The following is a 20623-nucleotide window of genomic DNA, read 5'->3' on the forward strand; positions in this document are numbered from 1 at the left end:
GCGGTGACCTGGGTGTATGTGGACGAAGTCGAAATTTATGAGCGCGGGGAGGTCCCGGGCGAACATGCTCGGGATCTGAATTGGTCGGACGTTCATCCGATCCGCCAGCGCGGCGACACGCGGATCGCCTAACCTGCACGAGTTGTTGCTCTATTGAGGGGTCGGATTTTGTCGTTGGAACGCGGACCCGTCGGGGGTCACGGTACCGCTGGATTCACCGAGGAGCGCTCAGCCTCAGGGGGTGAGCTGTTTCCTCTTTCTGCAGCTCAGCGTGGCATCTGGTTTGCGCAGCACCTGCTTGGGGACGTCCCGATCGCGATCGCACAGTACGTCGAGATCGTCGGCGACCTCGACGTCGAGGCCCTCGCGAATGCCGGGGCGACGGCCGCCCGCGAGATGGGCACCGGCATGCTCCGCATCGTCGAGGTGGACGCCGAGCCGTTCCAGCAGATCGACCATTCCCTCCGTGACCGGATGGCGCATGTCGACTTCCGCGGTGCCGAGGATCCGCACGCCGCGGCCGAGGCCTGGATGCGCGCCGAGTACAGCGCGCCGATGGACCTGCTCTCGGACCGGCTGATCGAGTCGGCAACCCTGCGCGTCGCCGACGACCACTACTACTGGTACTCCCGCATCCACCACATCGCGCTCGACGGCTTCGGCGCGATGACGTTCATGGGCCGCACCGCCGAGCGGTACACCGCGGCCGTCGAGGGCCGCGAGCCCGACGAGCTCAAGGCCAGCGCGCTGCCGGACATCAGTGCCGAGGAGGCGACGTACCGCGCCTCAAGCCGGTTCGAGAAGGACCGCGAGCACTGGGCGGAGCGGGCGCGCGACCTGCCGCCCGCGATCAGCCTCTCCGGCCGCACCGGCCCCGTCGGCTCCTCCTCACTGGTGGTCAGCGGTCCGCTGCCCGCCGCGGCCGAGGCCGCCGTGGCGCGCGTCGCGGAACGTCAGCCCGGAGCCTCGCTGGCCACGGTCGCCGTCGCCGCCGTCGCCGCCTACCTGTCCCGGCTCACGGGCGAGGACGACATCGCGCTGAGCCTGCCGGTGTCCGCGCGCACCACCGCCAAGCTCCGCCGCTCCGGCGGCATGGTGTCCAATGTCGTGCCGCTGCGGCTGGCCGTGGCCGACGACACCACCTCCGCCGACCTGATCGGCGAGGTCGCGCTCGAGCTGACCGGCGCGCTGCGGCATCAGCGGTACCGGCACGAGGACATCAGGCGCGATGCCGGGTCGGGCGGGGCCAGGCGCGGCTTCTTCGGCCCCGCGATCAACATCATGATGTTCCACAGCGAGATCCGGCTCGGCGAGCTGATCGGCCGCCTCAACGTGCTCACCACCGGTCCGGTCGAGGACATCTCGGTCAACATCTACCCGAGCGTCGCGGGCAGCCGCGCGCACATCGACTTCGAGGCCAACCCCAACCTGTACTCGGCGGAGGAGCTGCGGGGGCACCACGCGCGATTCCTCGAGTTCTTCGCGGCCTTCGCCGCGGCCGATCCCGACGCCGCCGTCACGGCTCTCGAGGTGCTGCACCCGGACGAGTACTCCGAGCTGGTGCCGTTCCGCGGCCCGGCGGCGCTGCCGGCCCGCACGCTGCCGGACCTGCTGACCGCGGGCGTGGCCGCCAACCCGGACGGCGTCGCGATCTGGACATCGGAGACCGAGGTCAGCTACCGGGAGCTCGAGGCCAAGTCGAACCAGTTGGCGCGGTTGCTGATCGACGCGGGTGCCGGGCCCGAGACCTTCGTCGCGCTGGCGTTCTCGCGCTCGGCCGACGCGCTGGTCGCCTGCTGGGCGGTAGCGAAGACCGGGGCCGCGTTCGTCCCGATCGATCCGAAGCTGCCCGCCGACCGGATCCGCCACATGCTCGACGACTCGGGCGTGCTGCTCGGACTCACCGGCGCCGACCAGGTCTCGCTGCTGCCGGACTTCGTCGACTGGATCGTCCTCGACGAGACCGCGGTCCGGCGCAGGTGCGAATCGCGTTCGGCGGCACGAATTTCCGACGCCGACCGAGTGGTGCCCCTCGCGGTGGAGAACACCGCCTACATGATCTACACCTCCGGCTCCACCGGCGTGCCGAAGGGCGTGCTGGTCACCCACGCGGCGCTGGTCGACTTCGACGCGGCCTCAAGGGACGAGCTGCGGATCACCGCCGCCTCGCGGGTGCTTCGGTTCTCCTCCGCCAGCTTCGACGCCTCCGTCTTCGAAATGATCCAGGCGTTCAGCGCCGGGGCGACGATGGTCGTCGCGCCCGAGCAGATGTTCGGCGGCGACGAGCTCGCCGAACTGCTGCGCGAGCAGCGGGTCACCCACATCATGTCGGCGCCGACCCTGCTCAGCACGGTCGACCCGAAGGGCCTCGAACACCTCGAAGCGGTGGTGGTCGGCGGCGACGTCTGCACCCCCGACCTGGTCGCGCGCTTCGCGGACGTCTGCCGGTTCACCAACAGCTACGGCCCGACGGAAACCACCATCGTCATCACGATCGGCGATCCCCTCGACGGCGCCGCGCCGATCACCATCGGCCGCCCGATCCAGGGCGCCGAGGCGCTGGTGCTGGACCGCAAGCTGCGGCCGGTGCCGGTCGGTGTCGTCGGTGAGCTCTATCTGGCTGGCACCGGGCTGGCCCGCGGCTACCACCGCCGCCCGGAGCTGACCGCGGACCGGTTCGTGGCCAACCCCTTCGGCGCGCCCGGCTCCCGGATGTACCGCAGCGGCGACGAGGTCCGCTGGACCGCCGATCACCAGCTCGACTTCGTCGGCCGGTCCGACTTCCAGGTCAAGATCCGCGGCTTCCGCATCGAGCTCGGCGAGATCGACGCCGCGCTGCTCGACCAGGACGGCATCGACTTCGCGGTGACCATCGCCTACGAGACCGCCAGCGGCAGTACGGCCCTGGTGTCCTACGTGCGGCCCGAGCCGGGCGCCGACATCGACCCGGCCGCGGTCACCGGGCGGCTGGCCGAGTTCCTGCCCGCGCACATGGTGCCCGCGGCGGTGATGACGCTCGAGCGGGTTCCGCTCACCTCGGCGGGCAAGCTGGACCGGCGGGCGCTGCCCGAGCCGGTCTTCGGCTCGCGCGACCAGCAGTACCGCGCGCCGAGCACCGACGCGGAGCGGCTCATCGCCGGCGTCGTCGAGGAGACGCTCGGGCTGGACCGGCTGAGCGTGGACGAGTCGCTGTTCGCGGTCGGAGCGGACAGCATCATCGCGATGCAGATCGTGGCCCGCACCCGTGCGCTCGGACTAAGCTTCACCGCGCGGGAAGTGTTCGAACGCAAGACCGTTGCCGAGATCGCCAAGATCGCGGTGCCGGTGACCGCGGCGCCCGCGCCCGCGCTCACCGAGCTCGAGGGCGGGGGAGTCGGAACCGTCGCGCTGACCCCGATCGTGGCCTCGATCCTCGATCGCGGCGACTTCGACGCCTTCTACCAGTCGGTCCTGCTGACCCTGCCCGAGCAGGTCGACGGCGACCGGCTCGGCCGGGCGCTGCAGGCCGTCCTCGATCGGCACGACGCGTTGCGCTCGCGCCTGCGTCGCGACGCCGACGGTGAGTGGGTCTTCGAGACCGGCGCGCCGGGAACGGTCGACGCCGGCGCGGTGATCACCCGGGTGGCGGCGCCGACCGCGCCAGGCAGCCGGGAGTTCGACGAGCTGGTCCTCGCCGAATGCGCCTCGGCCGCCGCGCGTTTGGACCCGGCGGCCGGGGTCATGGCCCAGCTCGTGTGGCTCGACCCGCGGGAGTCGGCAGGCCGGCTGCTCGTGGTGATCCACCACCTCGCCGTCGACGGGGTGTCCTGGCGGATCCTGCTGCCGGACCTCGCGACCGCCTGGGCCCAGCTCGGGGCGGGCCTCGAACCGGAGCTGGCGCCGGTGGCCACCTCGCTGCGCCGGTGGGCGCAGGGCGTGCTGGACTCGGCGCGGGAGGGGGCGCACGCGGGGGAGCTGTCGCGGTGGCGCGAGATCCTCGACAGCCCGGACCCGCTGCTCGGCCGCCGCGCGCTTGACCCGGCCCGCGACCGCGTCGGGGACGCGGAGCGGGTCCAGGTCGAGCTCGGTACCGCGGCCACGCAGAGCCTGCTCACCACGCTGCCCGCCGCCTTCGGCTGCGGGGTCAACGACGGACTGCTGTCCGCGCTCGCAGTCGCGCTGACGGCGTGGCGCCGCGACCGCGGGATCGCCGAGTCGTCGGTGCTGCTCACCCTGGAGGGCCACGGCCGCGAGGAGGAGGCCGTCGCCGGAGCGGACCTGTCCCGCACGGTCGGCTGGTTCACCAGTGCCTTCCCGGTGCGCCTCGAGGTGCCGGACGCGGACCTGGACGACGTGCTGTCGGGCGGCCCTGCCGCGGGCACCGTGATCAAGGCGGTCAAGGAGCAGCTGCTCGACGTGCCCTCGCGCGGTGTCGGTTTCGGCGTGCTGCGTCACCTCGACCCGGAGGCGGGGTCCGTGCTGGCGTCGCTGCCCGCGCCGCAGATCAGCTTCAACTACCTCGGCAGGCTCGGCACCGGACACCTGGGCGAGGCGCTGCGGGACCTCGGCTTCACCCCCGACCCCGCCGCCCCTGACCTGAACGCGGGCAGCGGGCTCGCGATGACCGCCGCCGTCGCCGTCGACATCAACGCGATGGTCGTGGACGGCGCCGACGGCCCGATCCTGCAGGCGTCGTTCGCCTTCGCGCCCGGACTGCTGACCGCCGAGGAGATCGACGCGTTCGCGGGGCTGTGGCGCCGCGCGCTCGAGGGCATGGCCGGGCACGCCGAGCAGCCCGACGCGGGCGGACTGACCCCGTCGGACCTGCCGCTGGTGACCGTCAGCCAGCACGAGATCGACCGCTGGCACCACCGGTACCCCTCGCTGACCGACGTGTGGTCGCTGTCCCCGCTGCAGTCTGGCCTGCTGTTCCACGCCACGCTCGCCGCGGAGACGATCGACGTCTACACCGCGCAGCTCGTGATGGACCTGGCAGGCGTCGTCGACCCGGCCCGCCTCCGCGGCGCCGCGAACGCGCTGGTGGCCCATCATCCGAACCTGCGCACCGCATTCGTCTACGACGACAACGGAATCGCCGCCCAGCTCGTGCTCGATCAGGTGGAGGTGCCGTTCCGGGAGGTCGACCTGACCGAGGTCGCGGCGGACGCACGCGAGGCCGAACTCCAGCGCCTGCTGGACGAGGAACGGCTCACCCGGTTCGCGATGGACCGGCCGCCGCTGCTCCGGATGCTGCTGATCCGTATGTCCGACGATCGGTGCGTGCTCGCGCTGACCAACCACCACATCGTCCTCGACGGCTGGTCGATGCCGCTGCTCGTGCGCGAGCTGCTGGTCCGGTATGCCGCCGGCGGCGCGGGACCCGCGTTGCCCGACGCCCGCCGCTACCGGGACTACCTGGAGTGGCGCGCGCACTGGGACTCCGAGGAGTCCGTGAACGCCTGGGCGGATGTCCTCGACGGGGTCGCCGAGCCGACGCTGATCGCGTCGGCGCAGGCCCCCGCCGCCGGGCTCGGTCTGCCCGGCGAGGTGGACGTCGCGCTGCCCGCGGGCCTGGTCGACGCGCTCGGCGAGCTCGCCCGTGGCCAGGGCGTCACCCTCAACACCGTCATCCAGACGGCGTGGGGACTGCTGTTGTCCCGCTTGCTCTCCCGCGACGACATCCTGTTCGGCGCGACGGTGTCCGGCCGGCCCGCCCAGCTGCCAGGCGTCGAGGAGATCCTCGGCCTGTTCATCAACACCGTGCCGGTGCGGGTCCGGGTGGATCCGCACGCGAGCGTCGCGGAACTGCTGCGGCGGGTACAGGACGAGCAGACCGCGCTGCTCGAGCACCACCAGTTGGGGCTCGCCGACATCCAGGCCGCGACCGGCCTGGGAGCGCTGTTCGACACCCTGACCGTCTTCGAGTCCTACCCGGTGGACCGCGCCGGGTTCGACGAGAACACCGACATCGCCGGCATGCGCGTCACCGGGCTGCAGGGCCGCGACGCGACGCACTACCCGCTGACGCTGATGTCGATCCTCGACCCGCAGCTGCACCTGCACCTGCGCTACCGCACCGATCTGTTCGACCTCGTACAGGCCACCACGCTCGCGGACCGGCTGGCGCTGGTCCTCGGCGCGATGGCCACGAACCCGGAGATCACCGCGGCAGGCGTCGAGGTGCTCGGCCCCGCCGAACGCGAACTGGTGCTGCGGGAGTGGAACGCGACCGATCACGAGGTCGTGCCCGCGACCCTGGTGGACCTGTTCGACGCGCAGGTGGCCCGCACCCCCAACGCGAACGCCCTCGTGTTCGGCACCGACGCGCTGTCCTATGCGGAGTTCGACGCCAGGGCGAACCGATTGGCACGCCACCTGATCGCCGCGGGCGTCGGGCCGGAGTCGCTGGTCGGGATCGCCATGCGCCGCTCGGCGGAGATGGTGGTCGCGATCTATGCGGTGCTCAAGGCGGGCGGCGCGTACCTGCCGATCGATCCCGAGCAGCCGGACGAGCGGATCGAGTACGTCGCGGGACTGTCCGCCCCGGTACTCGTGCTCAGCACCGCCGCCGACCGCGAGTCGATGCCCGCGACCGTCGCGACGGTTGCGGTCGACGAGCTGGACCTCGCCGACCTCTCGCCGTCGCCGGTACGCGACGCCGACCGGTCCGCACCGCTGCGACCGCAGGGCACCGCCTACGTGATCTTCACGTCCGGATCGACCGGCAGGCCCAAGGGTGTCGCGGTGCCGCACCGGGGCATCGTCAACCGGCTCAGGTGGATGCAGGACAGCTACCCGCTCGGCGGGGACGACGCGGTGCTGCTCAAGACCCCGGCGACGTTCGACGTCTCGGTGTGGGAACTGTTCTGGCCGTTGCAGACCGGGTCCCGGATGGTGATCGCCGAGCCGGACGGTCACCGCGATCCCGTCTACCTCGAGACGGCGATCCGCGAGTACGGCATCACCACCATGCACTTCGTGCCGTCGATGCTCGAGGTGTTCCTGATGGGCGCCGACATCGCCAGGTGCGGCTCGCTGCGCCGGATCTTCACCAGCGGTGAGGCGCTCGCGCCCGGCACCGTCGCGGCGCTGCACGAACGCACCGACGCCGAGCTGCACAACCTCTACGGACCCACCGAGGCCTCCGTCGACGTCACCTACCACCGGACGGCGGCCGGCGAGACGGTCGTCCCGATCGGCGCACCGGTGTGGAACACCCAGACCTACGTGCTCGACGCCGGGCTGCGGCCGACGCCGGTCGGTGTCGCGGGAGAGCTCTATCTCGCGGGCGTCCAGCTGGCCAGCGGATACGTCGCGCGGCCGGACCTGACCGCGGACCGGTTCGTGGCGAGCCCGTTCGGCGACCCCGGCTCGCGGATGTACCGGACCGGGGACCTGGTCCGCTGGAACGCAACTGGGGAACTGGAGTACATCGGCCGCACCGACTTCCAGGTCAAGCTGCGCGGCCAGCGCATCGAGCTCGGCGAGATCGAGGCGGCGCTGCTGCGCGACGACCGCGTGGCCCAGGCCGTGGTGGTGGTCCGCGGCGACGGACCGGCGGGGGACTACCTGGCGGCGTACGCGGTGCCCGCAGGCGATTCCGGGCGCGGCGATCAGATGCTGGACACCGGTGCGGTGCTGGACGCCGTCGCCGCGGCGCTGCCGCGGTACATGGTGCCGTCCGTGCTGACGGTCCTCGACGCGTTGCCGCTGAACCCGAGCGGCAAGCTGGACCGCAAGGCGCTGCCCGCCCCCGAGTTCGCGGGCACCGCCGAGTTCGTGGCCGCGAGCACCCCAACCGAGCTGGCCCTTGCCGAGATCTTCGCTGGGGTCCTCGAATCCGCGCACCCGGTCGGCGCGACGGACAGCTTCTTCGACCTCGGCGGCAACTCGCTGGCCGCGACGCGGCTGCTGGCCAGGGTGAACGCCGAGTTCGGCACCCGGGTGAGCGTGCGCGAGCTGTTCGAGGCGCCGACGGTCGCCGGGCTGGCCGCCGTCGTCGACGACGTGCTCACCGGTCACGTGCACCGCCCGGAACTGCTCGCCGGCCCGCGACCCGACCCGATCCCGTTGTCCCCGGCTCAGTCCCGGATGTGGTTCCTCAACCGGTTCGACCCCGCCTCCGGCGCGTACAACGTCGCCGCCGCGCTGCGGATGACCGGCACGCTCGACGTGTCCGCGCTCGCGGCGGCCGTCGCCGACATTCTCGAGCGACACGAGTCGCTGCGGACGGTGTACCCGGACTCGCCGACCGGGCCCCATCAGCGGATCCTGCCTACGTCCGAGGCGCTCGACGAGCTCGCCCTCGACGCGCTCCGCGACGACGAGCCGCTCGGCGCGGACGCACTGGCCGAGAGGGTCAGGGCGGCGGTGGCCTCCGGCTTCGACGTCACCGCGGAGATCCCGCTCGACCTCACCCTGCTGGCGGCCGGGCCCGACGATCACGTGCTGGTGGTCGTGGTGCACCACATCAGCATCGACGGGTGGTCGATCCAGGCGCTGGCCCGGGACCTGGTGCAGGCCTACTCCGCCCGCACCGGCGGCCAGGCGCCGTCGTGGACGCCGCTGCCGGTGCAGTACGCGGACTACGCGGTGTGGAAGCGCGCGGTCCTCGGGTCGGAGGACGACCCGGACTCGACCGCCGCCCGCCAGATCGACTACTGGACCGCGGCCCTGGCCGGGGTGCCCGAGGTGCTGGCCCTGCCGACCGATCGCAGGCGACCCGCCGTGCCGTCCTACCGGGGCGGCACCGTCGAGTGTGAGCTCGACACCGCCGCCTATGCCGCGGTGAAGGCCCTCGCCCGGTCGACGAACTCGACGCCGTTCATGGTCCTGCACGCCGCCCTCGCGGTGCTGCTCGCGCGGATGAGCGGCACCGGCGACATCGCGGTCGGCACCCCGGTGGCCGGCCGCGGTGAGCAGGCCCTCGACGACGTCGTCGGCATGTTCGTCAACACCCTGGTGCTGCGGACCGAGGTGGACCCGGCCCGCTCGTTCGCCGCGCTGCTGGAGCGGGTCCGGGCCACCGACCTGGCCGCGTACGGCAACGCCGACGTGCCGTTCGAGCGCCTGGTCGAGGTGATCAGCCCGGCCCGCTCCACCGCCCATCACCCGCTGTTCCAGGTGGTCCTCGCGCTCGAGGACGCCCGCGAGCACGCCATCGTCCTTGCCGGCCTGCAGATCGCCTCGGAGCCGATCGATTTCGGGATCGCCAAGTTCGACCTGCAGCTGACGGTGACCGAGCACTTCGACGGCAGCGGCGACCCCGCGGGCGCGGTCGCCGCGTTCACCTACGCGCGGGACCTGTTCGACCGCCGCACGATCGAGGGCTTCGCGTCGCGCTTCCTGACCATCCTGCGCGACGGCACGGGCGATCCGTCCCGGCCCGTCGGCGACCTCGACCTGCTGGGTGCGGACGAGCGCGCGACCCTGGTGCCGGTGACCGGTCCGGCACCAGCGCAGACCCGCACCCTGCCCGAGCTGCTGCTCGAATCCGTCCGAAACCCGCGCGACATCGCGCTGATCGAGGGCGAGGCCCAGCTCACCTACGGCGAGCTGGACGAGCGCTCGAACCGGCTGGCCCGGCTGCTGATCTCGCGCGGTGTCGGCCCGGAATCGTATGTCGCGCTCGCGGTCCCGCGTTCCATCGAGTCGGTGCTGGCGCTGTGGGCCGTGGCCAAGACGGGCGCGGCATTCCTGCCGATCGACCCGACCTACCCGGCCGAGCGGATCGCGCACATGGTGGCCGATTCCGCGGTGGCCATCGGTGTCACCCTGACCACACACCGGGGCGAGCTCCCGGACGTGGTGTCCTGGATCGCGCTCGACGACGAGGTCGCGGTGGCCGAGCTGTCCGCCGCACCGGCCACACCCGTCGGCGACGGCGACCGAATCGTGCCGCTGCGGCCGGGACACCCGGCGTACATGATCTACACCTCCGGCTCGACGGGCACGCCAAAGGGCGTGGTCGTGACCCACCTGGGGCTCGCCTCCTTCGTGGCAGAGCAGCGCGGCCAGTACGCCGTCGGACCAGATTCGCGGACATTGCATTTCGCGTCGCCCAGCTTCGACGCGTCGATCCTCGAACTGCTGATGGCGGTCGGCGGCGGCGCGGCGATGGTCGTGGTACCGGTCGGCGTCTACGGCGGCGACGAGCTGGCCGAGGTGCTCCGGGCGGGCGGGGTCACGCACGCCTTCGTCACCCCGGGCGCGCTCGCCACCCTCGATCCGGACGGGCTGGACGCGATCGGTGTGGTGGTCGTCGGCGGCGACGCCTGCGAACAGGCCCTGGTCCGCAGGTGGGCGCCGGGACGCCGGATGTTCAACGCGTACGGTCCGACCGAGTCGACCATCATGGCCACCCATCAGGGGCCGCTGGAGCCGGGCAAGCCGGTGCTGATCGGCGCACCGGTGGTCGGCACGGACGCGGTGGTCCTCGACGGGCGACTGCACCCGGTGCCCGCCGGGGTCGCGGGTGAGCTGTACGTGGCAGGCGTCGGTCTGGCGCGTGGCTATCACGGGCGGTCCGCGCTCACCGCGGACCGGTTCGTCGCGAACCCGTTCGGTGCGCCGGGCTCGCGGCTGTACCGCACCGGTGACCTGGTCCGCGCCAACGCGGCAGGGGAGCTGGAGTACCTGGGCCGCACCGACTTCCAGGTGAAGGTCCGCGGACACCGGGTCGAGCTCGGCGAGATCGACGCCGTGCTGGCCGGGCACGCGAGCGTGCAGGCGGCGATCACCGTCGGCCACACGGGCGCCGACGGCGTGGTGTCGGTGGTGTCCTATGTGCTCCCGGTGTCGGGACGGACCACCGACGCGGAGACGCTCACCGCGCACGCGCGCGAGCTGCTGCCGGTCTACATGGTGCCGTCGGCGATCACCGTGCTGGACGAGCTGCCGCTGACACCCGCGGGCAAGGTGGACACCCGAGCGCTGCCGGAGCCGGTGTTCACGGTCCGCGAGTTCGTGGAGCCGCGCACCCGCACCGAGACCTCGGTGGCCGATGTGTTCGCCGAGGTGCTCGGCCTGGAGCGCGTCGGTGCGGAGGACGACTTCTTCGCGGTCGGCGGCAACTCGCTGAGCGCGACGAGGGCGATGGCCCGGATCAACGCGATCGCGGGCACCGGGCTCGGCGTGCGGGAGCTGTTCGAGGCCACCACGGTCGCGGCGCTGGCCGCCCGCGTCGACGGCGCGCAGCGCGAGATCGTCCGCCCCGAACTGGTGGCCGAGGCGCGCCCCGCGGTGGTGCCGCTCTCAGCCGCGCAGCAACGGATGTGGTTCCTCAACCAGTTCGACCCGGAGTCCCCGGCCTACAACATCCCGCTGGCCGTCAGCCTGACCGGCGCCCTCGACGTGCTCGCGCTGGTGGCGGCGGTGCGCGATGTCATCGAGCGGCACGAGTCGTTGCGCACGGTCTTCCCCGCCTCGGAGCAGGGGCCGCGCCAGATGATCGTGGCCGCGGCCCGGGTGGACCTGGACCTGACCCCCGTACCGGTGTCGGGCTGCGAGGAGCTGCGCGCCGCCATGGCGGGGCTGTTGTCGCAGGGCTTCGACGTCACCGCGGCGGTTCCGGTGCGCGGCAGCCTGTTCCGGCTCACGGACACCGAGCACGTGCTGGTGCTGGTGGTGCACCACATCAGCGGCGACGGCGCATCGACCGTGCCGCTGGCGCGCGACCTGATGGTCGCGTACACCGCACGGACCGTCGGCGAAGAGCCGTCCTGGCGGCCGCTGCCCGTGCAGTACGCCGACTTCGCACTCTGGCAGCGGCGGGTCCTCGGCGACGAGGACGACCCGCTGTCCGTCGCCGCCAGGCAGCTCGCGTACTGGCGTGGCCAGCTCGCGGGCACCCCCGGCGTGCTCGAGCTGCCGACCGATCGGCCCCGGCCCGCCGTCGCCTCCTATCGCGGCGCCCGCGCGGACCTGGAGATCGGCCCCGAGCTGACCGCGGCCATGAACGCGCTGGCCCGTGCGCACAACGCCACCCTCTTCATGGTGTTGCACGCGGGGCTATCAGTGCTGCTGGCGCGGCTCAGTGGGAGCTCCGACATCTCGATTGGCACCCCCATCGCGGGACGGGGCGAGCAGGCGCTCGACGACGTCGTCGGCATGTTCGTCAACACGCTGGTGCTGCGCACCCAGGTCGAGCCGGGGACCACCTTCGCGGACCTGCTGACGGCGACCAGGAGCACGGACCTGGCCGCGTACGGCCACGCCGACGTGCCGTTCGAGCAGGTCGTCGACGCGGCGAATCCGCCTCGTTCGCAGGCACACTCGCCGCTGTTCCAGGTGGGGCTGTCGCTGCAGAACCAGGGCGTCGGCTCGCTCGAGCTGCCGGGCCTGAAGGTGGCCGCGCTCGACCCGGGTATCGACGTCGCGAAGTTCGACCTGGAGCTCACCTTCCGTGAGCTCGGCGCGGGCGGCGGCATGGCCGCCTCGGTGACCTACGCCGCCGACCTGTTCGACCCGGACACGATCGACGCGTTCGCGCGGCGCCTGGTGCGGGTGTTCGAGTCCGTCGCGGCGGACCCGAACACCCCGGTCGGCGAGGTCGAGGTGCTCGACGAGGCGGAACGGCTCGCGGCCACCGCCGGCCCGGCGCTGCCCGCGCCGCCGGTGCGCACGCTGCCGCAGATCCTCGCGGCCGGTGCGGGTATCGACCCCGACGCGGTGGCGCTGCGCTGCGCGGGCGACATCGAGGTGTCCTATGCGGAGCTGGACGCCGAGTCGAACCGCCTGGCGCGGGTGCTGCTCGGTCGGGGCATCGGCCCGGAGTCGTTCGTGGCCACCTCGTTTGCCCGGTCCGCCGAATCCGTGCTCGCGCTCTGGGCGGTCGCGAAGACGGGGGCGGCCTTCGTGCCGATCGACCCGGCGCTGCCCGCCGAGCGCGCGCGGCACATGCTCACCGACTCGGGGGCGGTCCTCGGGCTGACCGTCGCAGGCGAACGCGATCGGCTCCCCGGCACGGTCGAGTGGCTGGCCCTCGACGACGCCGATCTCACCAGTGAGCGGTCCGCGCTGTCCGCGGGCCCAGTGGCGGCGGACGAGCTCGCCGCGCCGATCGACCCGGCGAGCGCGGCGTACATGATCTACACCTCCGGCTCCACCGGCGTCCCGAAGGGCGTTGTGGTCACCCACACCGGCCTGTCCACCTTCTGCGCGGACGTGCGCACCGAGCTGGCCGTGACGAGTTCGTCTCGGGTGCTGAGGTTCTCGTCGTCGAGTTTCGACGCGTCGGTGTTCGAGATGCTGGTCGGCTTCAGCGCGGGCGCCACCATGGTCGTCGCGGCGCCGGGGATCATCGGCGGCGGCGAGCTGGCCGCGCTGCTGCGGTCCGAGCGGGTCAGCCACATCCTGACCGCGCCCGCCGCGCTCGGCACGGTCGACGCGGACGGTCTCGAGGACCTGCGCTCGGTGATGGTCGGCGGCGACGTCTGCCCGCCCGAGCTGGTGGCCCGGTTCGCGCCAGGCCGCAACTTCTTCAACAGCTACGGCCCCACCGAGAGCACCATCGTCATCACGGTGACGGAGCCGCTGCAGGAGGGCGACCGGATCACCATCGGGACACCGCTCGAGGGTGCCGGGGCCGTCGTGCTCGACCGCCGCCTGCGGCCCGTGCCGGTCGGCGTGGTCGGTGAGCTGTACCTGTCCGGTCCCGGTCTCGCCCGGGGCTACCACCGTCGCGGCGCGCTGACGGCGTCCGCGTTCGTGGCCAACCCGTACGGCGACGGCGAGCGGATGTACCGCACCGGCGACCTGGTGCGCCGGACCCGCGACGGGGCGCTGGATTTCGTCGGCCGCGGCGACACCCAGGTCCAGCTGCGCGGCCTGCGCGTCGAGCTCGGCGAGATCGAGGCGGCGCTGGTCGGCCGTCCCGGTGTCGCCCAGTCGGTGGTCGCGCTGCACCGAGACCCGCACACCGGGGAGAACCTGGTCGGGTACGTGGTCGCCGAGGCGGGCGCCGAGCTGGACCCGCAGGAGCTGCGCGCCGCGATCGGCGACGCGTTGCCTGCCTACATGGTGCCGTCGGCGGTGATGGTGCTGGACGCGCTGCCGATCAACGCGACCGGCAAGCTGGACCGGCGCGCGCTGCCGGTGCCGGAGTTCGTGACCGACCGCGAGTTCCGCGGCCCGACGAACCCGGTCGAGGAGGCCGTCGCCGGGGTCTACGCCGAGCTGCTCGGCGCGGAGCGGGTGTCGGTGGACGACAGCTTCTTCGAGCTCGGTGGGAACTCGCTGCTGGCGACCAGGCTGGTGGCCCGGGTGAACTCCGCGCTTGGCACCTCGCTGGCGATCCGTGCGGTGTTCGAGCACCCGACGGTGGCGGAGCTGGCCGTGCGCGCGGAATCCGCGTCCATGGAGACCGGTCGCATCCCGCTGGCCAGGATGCCGCGGCCCGAACGCATTCCGCTGTCGCTCGCGCAGCAGCGGATGTGGTTCCTCAACCGCTTCGACACCGCCTCCGCCGTGAACAACATCCCGCTCGCCCTGCGGTTGTCCGGCCGGCTCGACACGGCGGCGCTGCGCGCCGCGGTGGCGGACGCGGTCGAGCGGCACGAGTCGCTGCGCACCGTCTACCCGGATTCGGACGCCGGGCCGTGCCAGGTGATCCTGCCCGCGGACCAGGCGGTCCAGGAGTTGGTGCCGGTCCCGGTCGGCGAGGACGAGGTGCTCGCGCGGGTGATCGAGCTGGCCTCCACCGGATTCGACGTCACGACCGAGGTCCCGTTGCACGTGCGGTTGCTGCGGGTCAGTGAGACCGAGCACGTGCTCGCGCTTGTGGTGCACCACATCTCGGCGGACGGCTTCTCGATGGGGCCGCTGGCGAGGGACGTGATGGTCGCCTACTCGGCGCACCTGCACGGCGCGCAGCCGACGTGGTCGCCGCTCGAGGTGCAGTACGCGGACTACAGCCTCTGGCAGCGTGCGGTGCTCGGCGACGAGCAGGGTCCGGACTCGGTGGCCGCGCGTCAGGTCGCGTACTGGACCGCCGAGCTGGCCGGCCTGCCCGAGCAGCTCGACCTGCCCGCCGACCGGCCGCGGCCTGCCGAGCAGTCCTATCGCGGCGACACCTACGCGTTCACCCTGGACGCCCGGACGCACCGGGCACTCCTGGATCTGGCGCGCGGTCAGGACTCCACCCTCTTCATGGTCATGCACGCCGCGTTGGCGGTCTTGCTGAGCCGGCTGAGCAACGAGTCCGACATCGCGATCGGCTCGCCCATCGCCGGCCGCGGCGAGGAGGCGCTCGACGATCTCGTCGGCATGTTCGTCAACACCCTGGTGCTGCGCACCCGGGTCAGCCCGGAGCAGCGGTTCAGCGAGGTGCTCGACCTGGCGCGCGCGAACGACCTGGCCGCCTTCGGTCACGCGGATGTGCCGTTCGAGCGGCTCGTCGAGGTGCTCAACCCGACCCGTTCGACGGCCCGGCACCCGCTGTTCCAGGTGGCGTTGTCCTTCCACAACCTCGAGCGCACCCGGTTCGCGTTGCCGGACCTCGAGATCGAGGCGCTCGACGCCGGGTTCGAGCCTGCGAAGTTCGACCTGCACCTGACGCTGTTGGACCGCCACGACGAGGTGGGGGATCCGGCCGAGATCGCCGCGTCGTTCACCTACGCGACCGACCTGTTCGACCGCGACACCGTCGCGCAGTTCGCGGCCCGGTTCGAGCGGATCCTGCGGACGGTGGTGGCCGACCGGGACACCGTCGTCGGCGACATCCCGATCCTCGACGACCTGCACCGCGAGGAGCTGGTGACGGGCTGGAACCAGACCGTCCACCCGGTGCCCGAGACCACCCTCGCCGAGTTGTTCGACGCGCAGGTCCGCAGGAGCCCTGCGGCGACCGCGACGGTGTTCGAGGGTGCGGAGCTGACCTACGCGCAGTTCGACGCGCGGGCCAACAGGCTGGCCCGCGAGCTCATCGCCCGCGGGGTCGGCCCGGAAGCTCGCGTGGCGCTGGCGATCCGGCGCTCGGTGGAGCTGCTCGTCGCGATGTACGCGGTGGCCAAGGCCGGCGGCGTGTACGTGCCCATCGACCCGGACCACCCGGCCGAGCGCACCGCCTACGTGCTCGACTCGGCGCGACCGGTGGTGGTGCTGACCGCGACGGGCGTCTCGATCACGCCGCCCGACGGGGTGGAGCTGCTGCTGGTCGATGGGCTCGACGGTGTCCTCGGCGAGCACAGCCCCGCGCCGATCACCGATGCGGACCGGATCGCTCCGTTGCGGCCGCAGAACACCGCCTACGTGATCTACACGTCCGGATCGACGGGGCGCCCGAAGGGCGTCGCGGTGCCGCACCGGGCGATCGCGAACCAGCTGCTGTGGAAGCAGTCCGAGTACCGGCTCGGCGCCGACGACGCGGTGATGCTGAAGACCGCGGCCACCTTCGACCTGTCGGTGTGGGAGTTCTGGTGGGCGCTGACCGCCGGGGCCCGGTTGGTGATCGCGAAGCCGGGCGGCGAGCAGGACCCGTCGTATCTGGCCCGTTTGATGCGCGAGAGCCGCGTCACCACCATGCATTTCGTGCCGTCGCTGCTGACCGCGTTCCTGGCGTCGGTCGGCTCGGAGCCGATCGCGTCGCTGCGCCGCGTGATCTGCATCGGCGAGGCGCTGCCCGCCGAGACGGTGCGCCGGTTCGCCGAGTTCAGCGACGCGGCTGTGTTCAACCTGTACGGCCCAACCGAGGCGGCGGTGAGCGTCACCCACCACCGCTGCGGGCCCGCGGACGAGCGCACCGTGCCGATCGGTGTGCCCGAGTGGAACACCCAGGTGTACGTGCTCGACGCGCGGTTGCACCCGGTGCCCGTCGGGGTGCCGGGCGAGCTGTACATCGCAGGCGCCCAGCTCGCACAGGGTTACACCGGTCGCGCTGACCTGACCGCCGAGCGCTTCGTCGCGAATCCGTTCGGCCCGAAGGGGTCCCGGATGTACCGCACCGGCGATGTGGTCCGCTGGCTGGGCCGCGATCGCGGCGTGCTCGACTACGTCGGGCGCAGCGACTTCCAGGTCAAGCTGCGCGGGTTCCGGATCGAGCTCGGTGAGATCGAGGCGGCGCTGACCGCCCACCCGGCGATCGATGCGTCCGTGGTCCTGGTGCACCGCGGTCCGCACGGCGCCGAGAACCTGGTGGCCTACGCGGTGCCCGTCGCGGGCGAGGCGCCGACCGCGGAGTCCCTGCTCGCCTTCGCAGGCGAGCGGGTGCCGAGCTACATGGTGCCGTCGGTGGTGGTGTTCCTGGACGAGCTGCCGCTCAACGTGAACGGCAAGCTGGACAGGAAGGCGCTGCCCGAGCCGGAGTTCCTCAGCTCCAGCGCCTTCCGGGCGCCGACGACGCCGAGCGAGCAGATCATCGCGGGCATCTTCGCGGACCTGCTCGAGCGCCCGCGGGTCGGCGCCGAGGACAACTTCTTCGACGTCGGCGGCAACTCGCTGCTCGCGACGAGGGTGACGGCGCGGATGGGCGAGGTCTTCGACACCACAGTCAGCGTCCGCGAGTTCTTCGAGGATCCGACGGTGGCCGGGCTGGCCCGCCGGGTGGACGCGCAGGACCGGGACCGGCCCCGGCTCGGGGCCCGGCCGCGGCCCGCGCAGATCCCGCTCGCGCCCGCGCAGGAGCGGATCTGGGTCGCCAACCACGAGACCAGAAACGGTGACTGGAACATCCCGGTCGCGTTGCGGATTCGCGGTCCGCTCGACGTGGACGTCCTTCGCGCCGCCGCGGCCGACGTGGTGGCCCGGCACGAGGCGCTGCGCACCGTGTACCCGGACTCCTCGTCGGGGCCGGTGCAGGTGCTGGCGCCCGCCGAGGACGCGGTCCCGGAGCTGCGGCGGGTGCAGGTGTCGGCGGACGAGCTCGACGAGCAGGTGCAGCGCTACCTGTGGGCGGACTACGACGTCTCCCGCGAGCTGCCCCTGCGGATGCGGTTGTTCGCGCTCGCCGAGGACGATCACGTGCTGGCGATCGTCGTGCACCACATCGCCGCCGACGGGGCGAGCATGGGCGTGCTCACCCGCGACGTGATGATCGCCTACGCCGCCCGATCGGTGGGCGTCGAACCGCAGTGGTCGCCGCTGGAGGTGCAGTACGGCGACTACACGATGTGGAAGCACGAGGTGCTCGGCGACGTCGCGGACACCGGCAGCGAGGCGCACCGGCAGCTGCAGTACTGGCTGGGAGCGCTGGAGGGCAGGCCGCAGCGCCTCGAGCTCGCCGGCGCTGGGCTGGCGAAGCGGACGACCGCCGGTGCCACCGCACCGGTGTCGATCGACGCGGACACCCACGCGGCGTTGCTCGCGCTCGCGCACGAGTGCCGGGCCAGCCTGTTCATCGTGATGCAGGCCGCGTTCGCGGTGCTGGTCAGCGATCTCGCGTCGGTCGCGGACGTCACGCTGGCCACCTCGATCGCGGGCCGCGACGAGGCCGCGCTCGCGGAGGTCGTCGGCAACTTCTCCGACGATGTGCTGATGCCGGTGACCGTCGAGGAGGGCGAGCCGTTCACCGAGCTGGTCGCCAGGGTGCGTGACGTCGCGCTCGGCGCCTTCGCGAATCCGGACGTCTCGAACCCCCGCCTGGAGGAGGCGCTCGGGACCAGGGAGCGCCTGTTCCAGGTGGAGCTGATCCTGCAGCCGGGCGGCGGCGAGATCGACGTCGACCTGGGCGGGATCCGGATCGAGGGGCATCCGTTCGTCACCGAGGTGGCCAAGCACGACATCGAGTTCAGCCTCAACGATCACTACGATGACGACGGCGCGCCCGCGGGCATCACCGGTGGCGCGCTGTATTCGACCGACCTGTTCGACACGGCGGCAGGGGAGCTGATCGTGAAGCGCTACACGGAGATTCTGTCCACCGTGAGTAGGGGGAGCGAATGAGGCAGGAGCCGAAGCTGGTGTCGGTCGTCATCCCGGCATACAACGCGCGCGAGGTGATCGACGGGCAACTCGAGGCGCTCGCCGCGCAGGACTATGCAGGCGAGATGGAGGTCGTGGTCGGCGACAACCGTTCCACGGACGGGCTGGGAGATCATCTGGCCGGCCATCCCTTACGGGAGCGGCTGAGACTGCGGCACGTGGACGCCCCCGATGCGCAGTGCGCGTCGCACGCCCGTAACGCGGGGGTCGCGGCGGCGAACGGCGAGTTCCTGGCGTTCTGCGATGCGGACGATCGCGCACACCCGGGGTGGCTGTCGGCACTGGTGGAGGCCGCTCGCGAGTTCGACATGGTGAGCGGCGGACTGGAAACCGGTTCGATCAACCCTCCCGAGATCGCGGAACGCGTCGACATGGCGGCGCCGGAGCAGGGCTTCGCCTTCCCGGGGTTTCTCGCTTTCGCCAGCGGCAGCAACTGCGGGGTCTGGCGGGATGTCTTCGATGCCGTCGGGGGATGGGACGAGTCGCTCCTGCGCGCGGGGGAGGACATGGACTTCTCCTGGCGCGTCCAGCTGGCCGGATACACGCTCGGCCACGCCCCGAAGGCCATGACCGCGTATCGGCTCCGCACCAGCTATCGGGCGCTGTGGGACCAGAGCGTGTCCTACGGGGAGGTCGATCCGCTGCTGTTCGAGCGGTATCGGAGCGATGGATTCCGGCGGAACCTGCTCGCGCTCCCTGTGGTTGCGGTGTTACTCGTGATCCGAAACCCGTTGCTGCCCAGGGCTCTCACCCGCCTTCCCCGTGGGCAGTGGTTGACCTACCTGGCCCGCATGGTCGGCCGGGTCCGCGGCAGCATCAGGCACCGCGTCTGGTTCGTCTAGACGAACCAGATCCGGTACTTCACGCTGCCGGAGATCCGGCCTGCCGCGAAGGCGGTGTAGTAGATCCAGCCGCCTGTCGACAGGCGGGAGATGAACCTGGGAACCACCGGATTCCGGACCACAAGGCCCAACGCGAACACGAGCAGGTGCAGCGGCTTGGTGGGCCGCAGACCGTACCACCGGTAGTGCCGGTAGAGCTCGGGACCTGCCTCGCCGTATGCAAACGACTGACGCCACAGGGCGCGGTAGTTGTCGCGGAGTCGGTAGGCCACCATCGCCTTCGGCTCGTGGCCGAGAGTGAAGCCCGCGAGCTGAATTCGCCAGGTGATGTCGACATCCTCGCCGACGTTGAGGGACTCGTCGAACCCGCCGACCGCTTCGAACACGCTGCGCCACACCCCGAGGTTGCCCGACAGTCCGAAGTTGAGGAAACCCGGTGTCTCCTCGGGCTTGTCCGGCGGCTGCACGGGTCGCCAGGAGGCGACCTTCGGGGTGTTGAGGGTGGTCGTCTCGACGGGCCCACTCACCGAGTCGTACTTCTGCCCGGCGTCGACCAAGGCGCCGAGCCATTCCGGGTGCACCATGTCGTCGGCGTCGCAGAACACCAGGTACTCGCCGCGGGCCGCTGCGGCTCCGGCGTTGCGGGCGTGGGGAGCGCCCTTCGTGGCGGACGAATCTATGCGGCGGATGTCGAGGACGCCCCTGAGCGGGTGGCCGTCGATGTGCTCGGCGAGCCCATCCGTTGAACCGTTGTCGCTGACGATGACCTCGAATGTGCCCTGGTAATCCTGCTCCGCCAGTGCGGTCAGCTGCACATCGATGACACCCATCGCGTTGTAGGCGGGGATGATCACCGAGACGAGGTCAGGGCTTTGCGCTGGCATGCG

3 protein-coding genes are annotated in these 20623 nt (G+C 71.9%); 2 read left to right on the forward strand and 1 reads right to left on the reverse strand.

Annotation, left to right across the window (positions count from 1 at the left end):
• Positions 1–174 precede the first annotated feature (174 nt).
• On the forward strand, positions 175–18855 hold the full coding sequence (locus BR31_RS28640; protein WP_051637413.1) for a non-ribosomal peptide synthase/polyketide synthase: 18681 nt from the start codon (positions 175–177) through the stop codon (positions 18853–18855).
• Complete coding sequence (locus BR31_RS0114125) at positions 18852–19736, forward strand: glycosyltransferase family 2 protein (protein ID WP_027501537.1); 885 nt, start codon at positions 18852–18854, stop codon at positions 19734–19736. The genes BR31_RS28640 and BR31_RS0114125 overlap by 4 nt, the downstream gene beginning before the upstream one ends.
• Here the strand turns inward: BR31_RS0114125 and BR31_RS0114130 are convergent.
• Positions 19733–20620: a glycosyltransferase family 2 protein gene (locus BR31_RS0114130; RefSeq protein ID WP_027501538.1), complete on the reverse strand. Its 888-nt coding sequence runs from the start codon at positions 20618–20620 to the stop codon at positions 19733–19735. The two genes, BR31_RS0114125 and BR31_RS0114130, sit on opposite strands and share 4 nt — an antisense overlap.
• Positions 20621–20623 lie beyond the last annotated feature (3 nt).

It is taken from the genome of Rhodococcus sp. UNC363MFTsu5.1 (assembly GCF_000686785.1).
Taxonomy (GTDB): Bacteria; Actinomycetota; Actinomycetes; order Mycobacteriales; family Mycobacteriaceae; genus Rhodococcus_G; species Rhodococcus_G maanshanensis.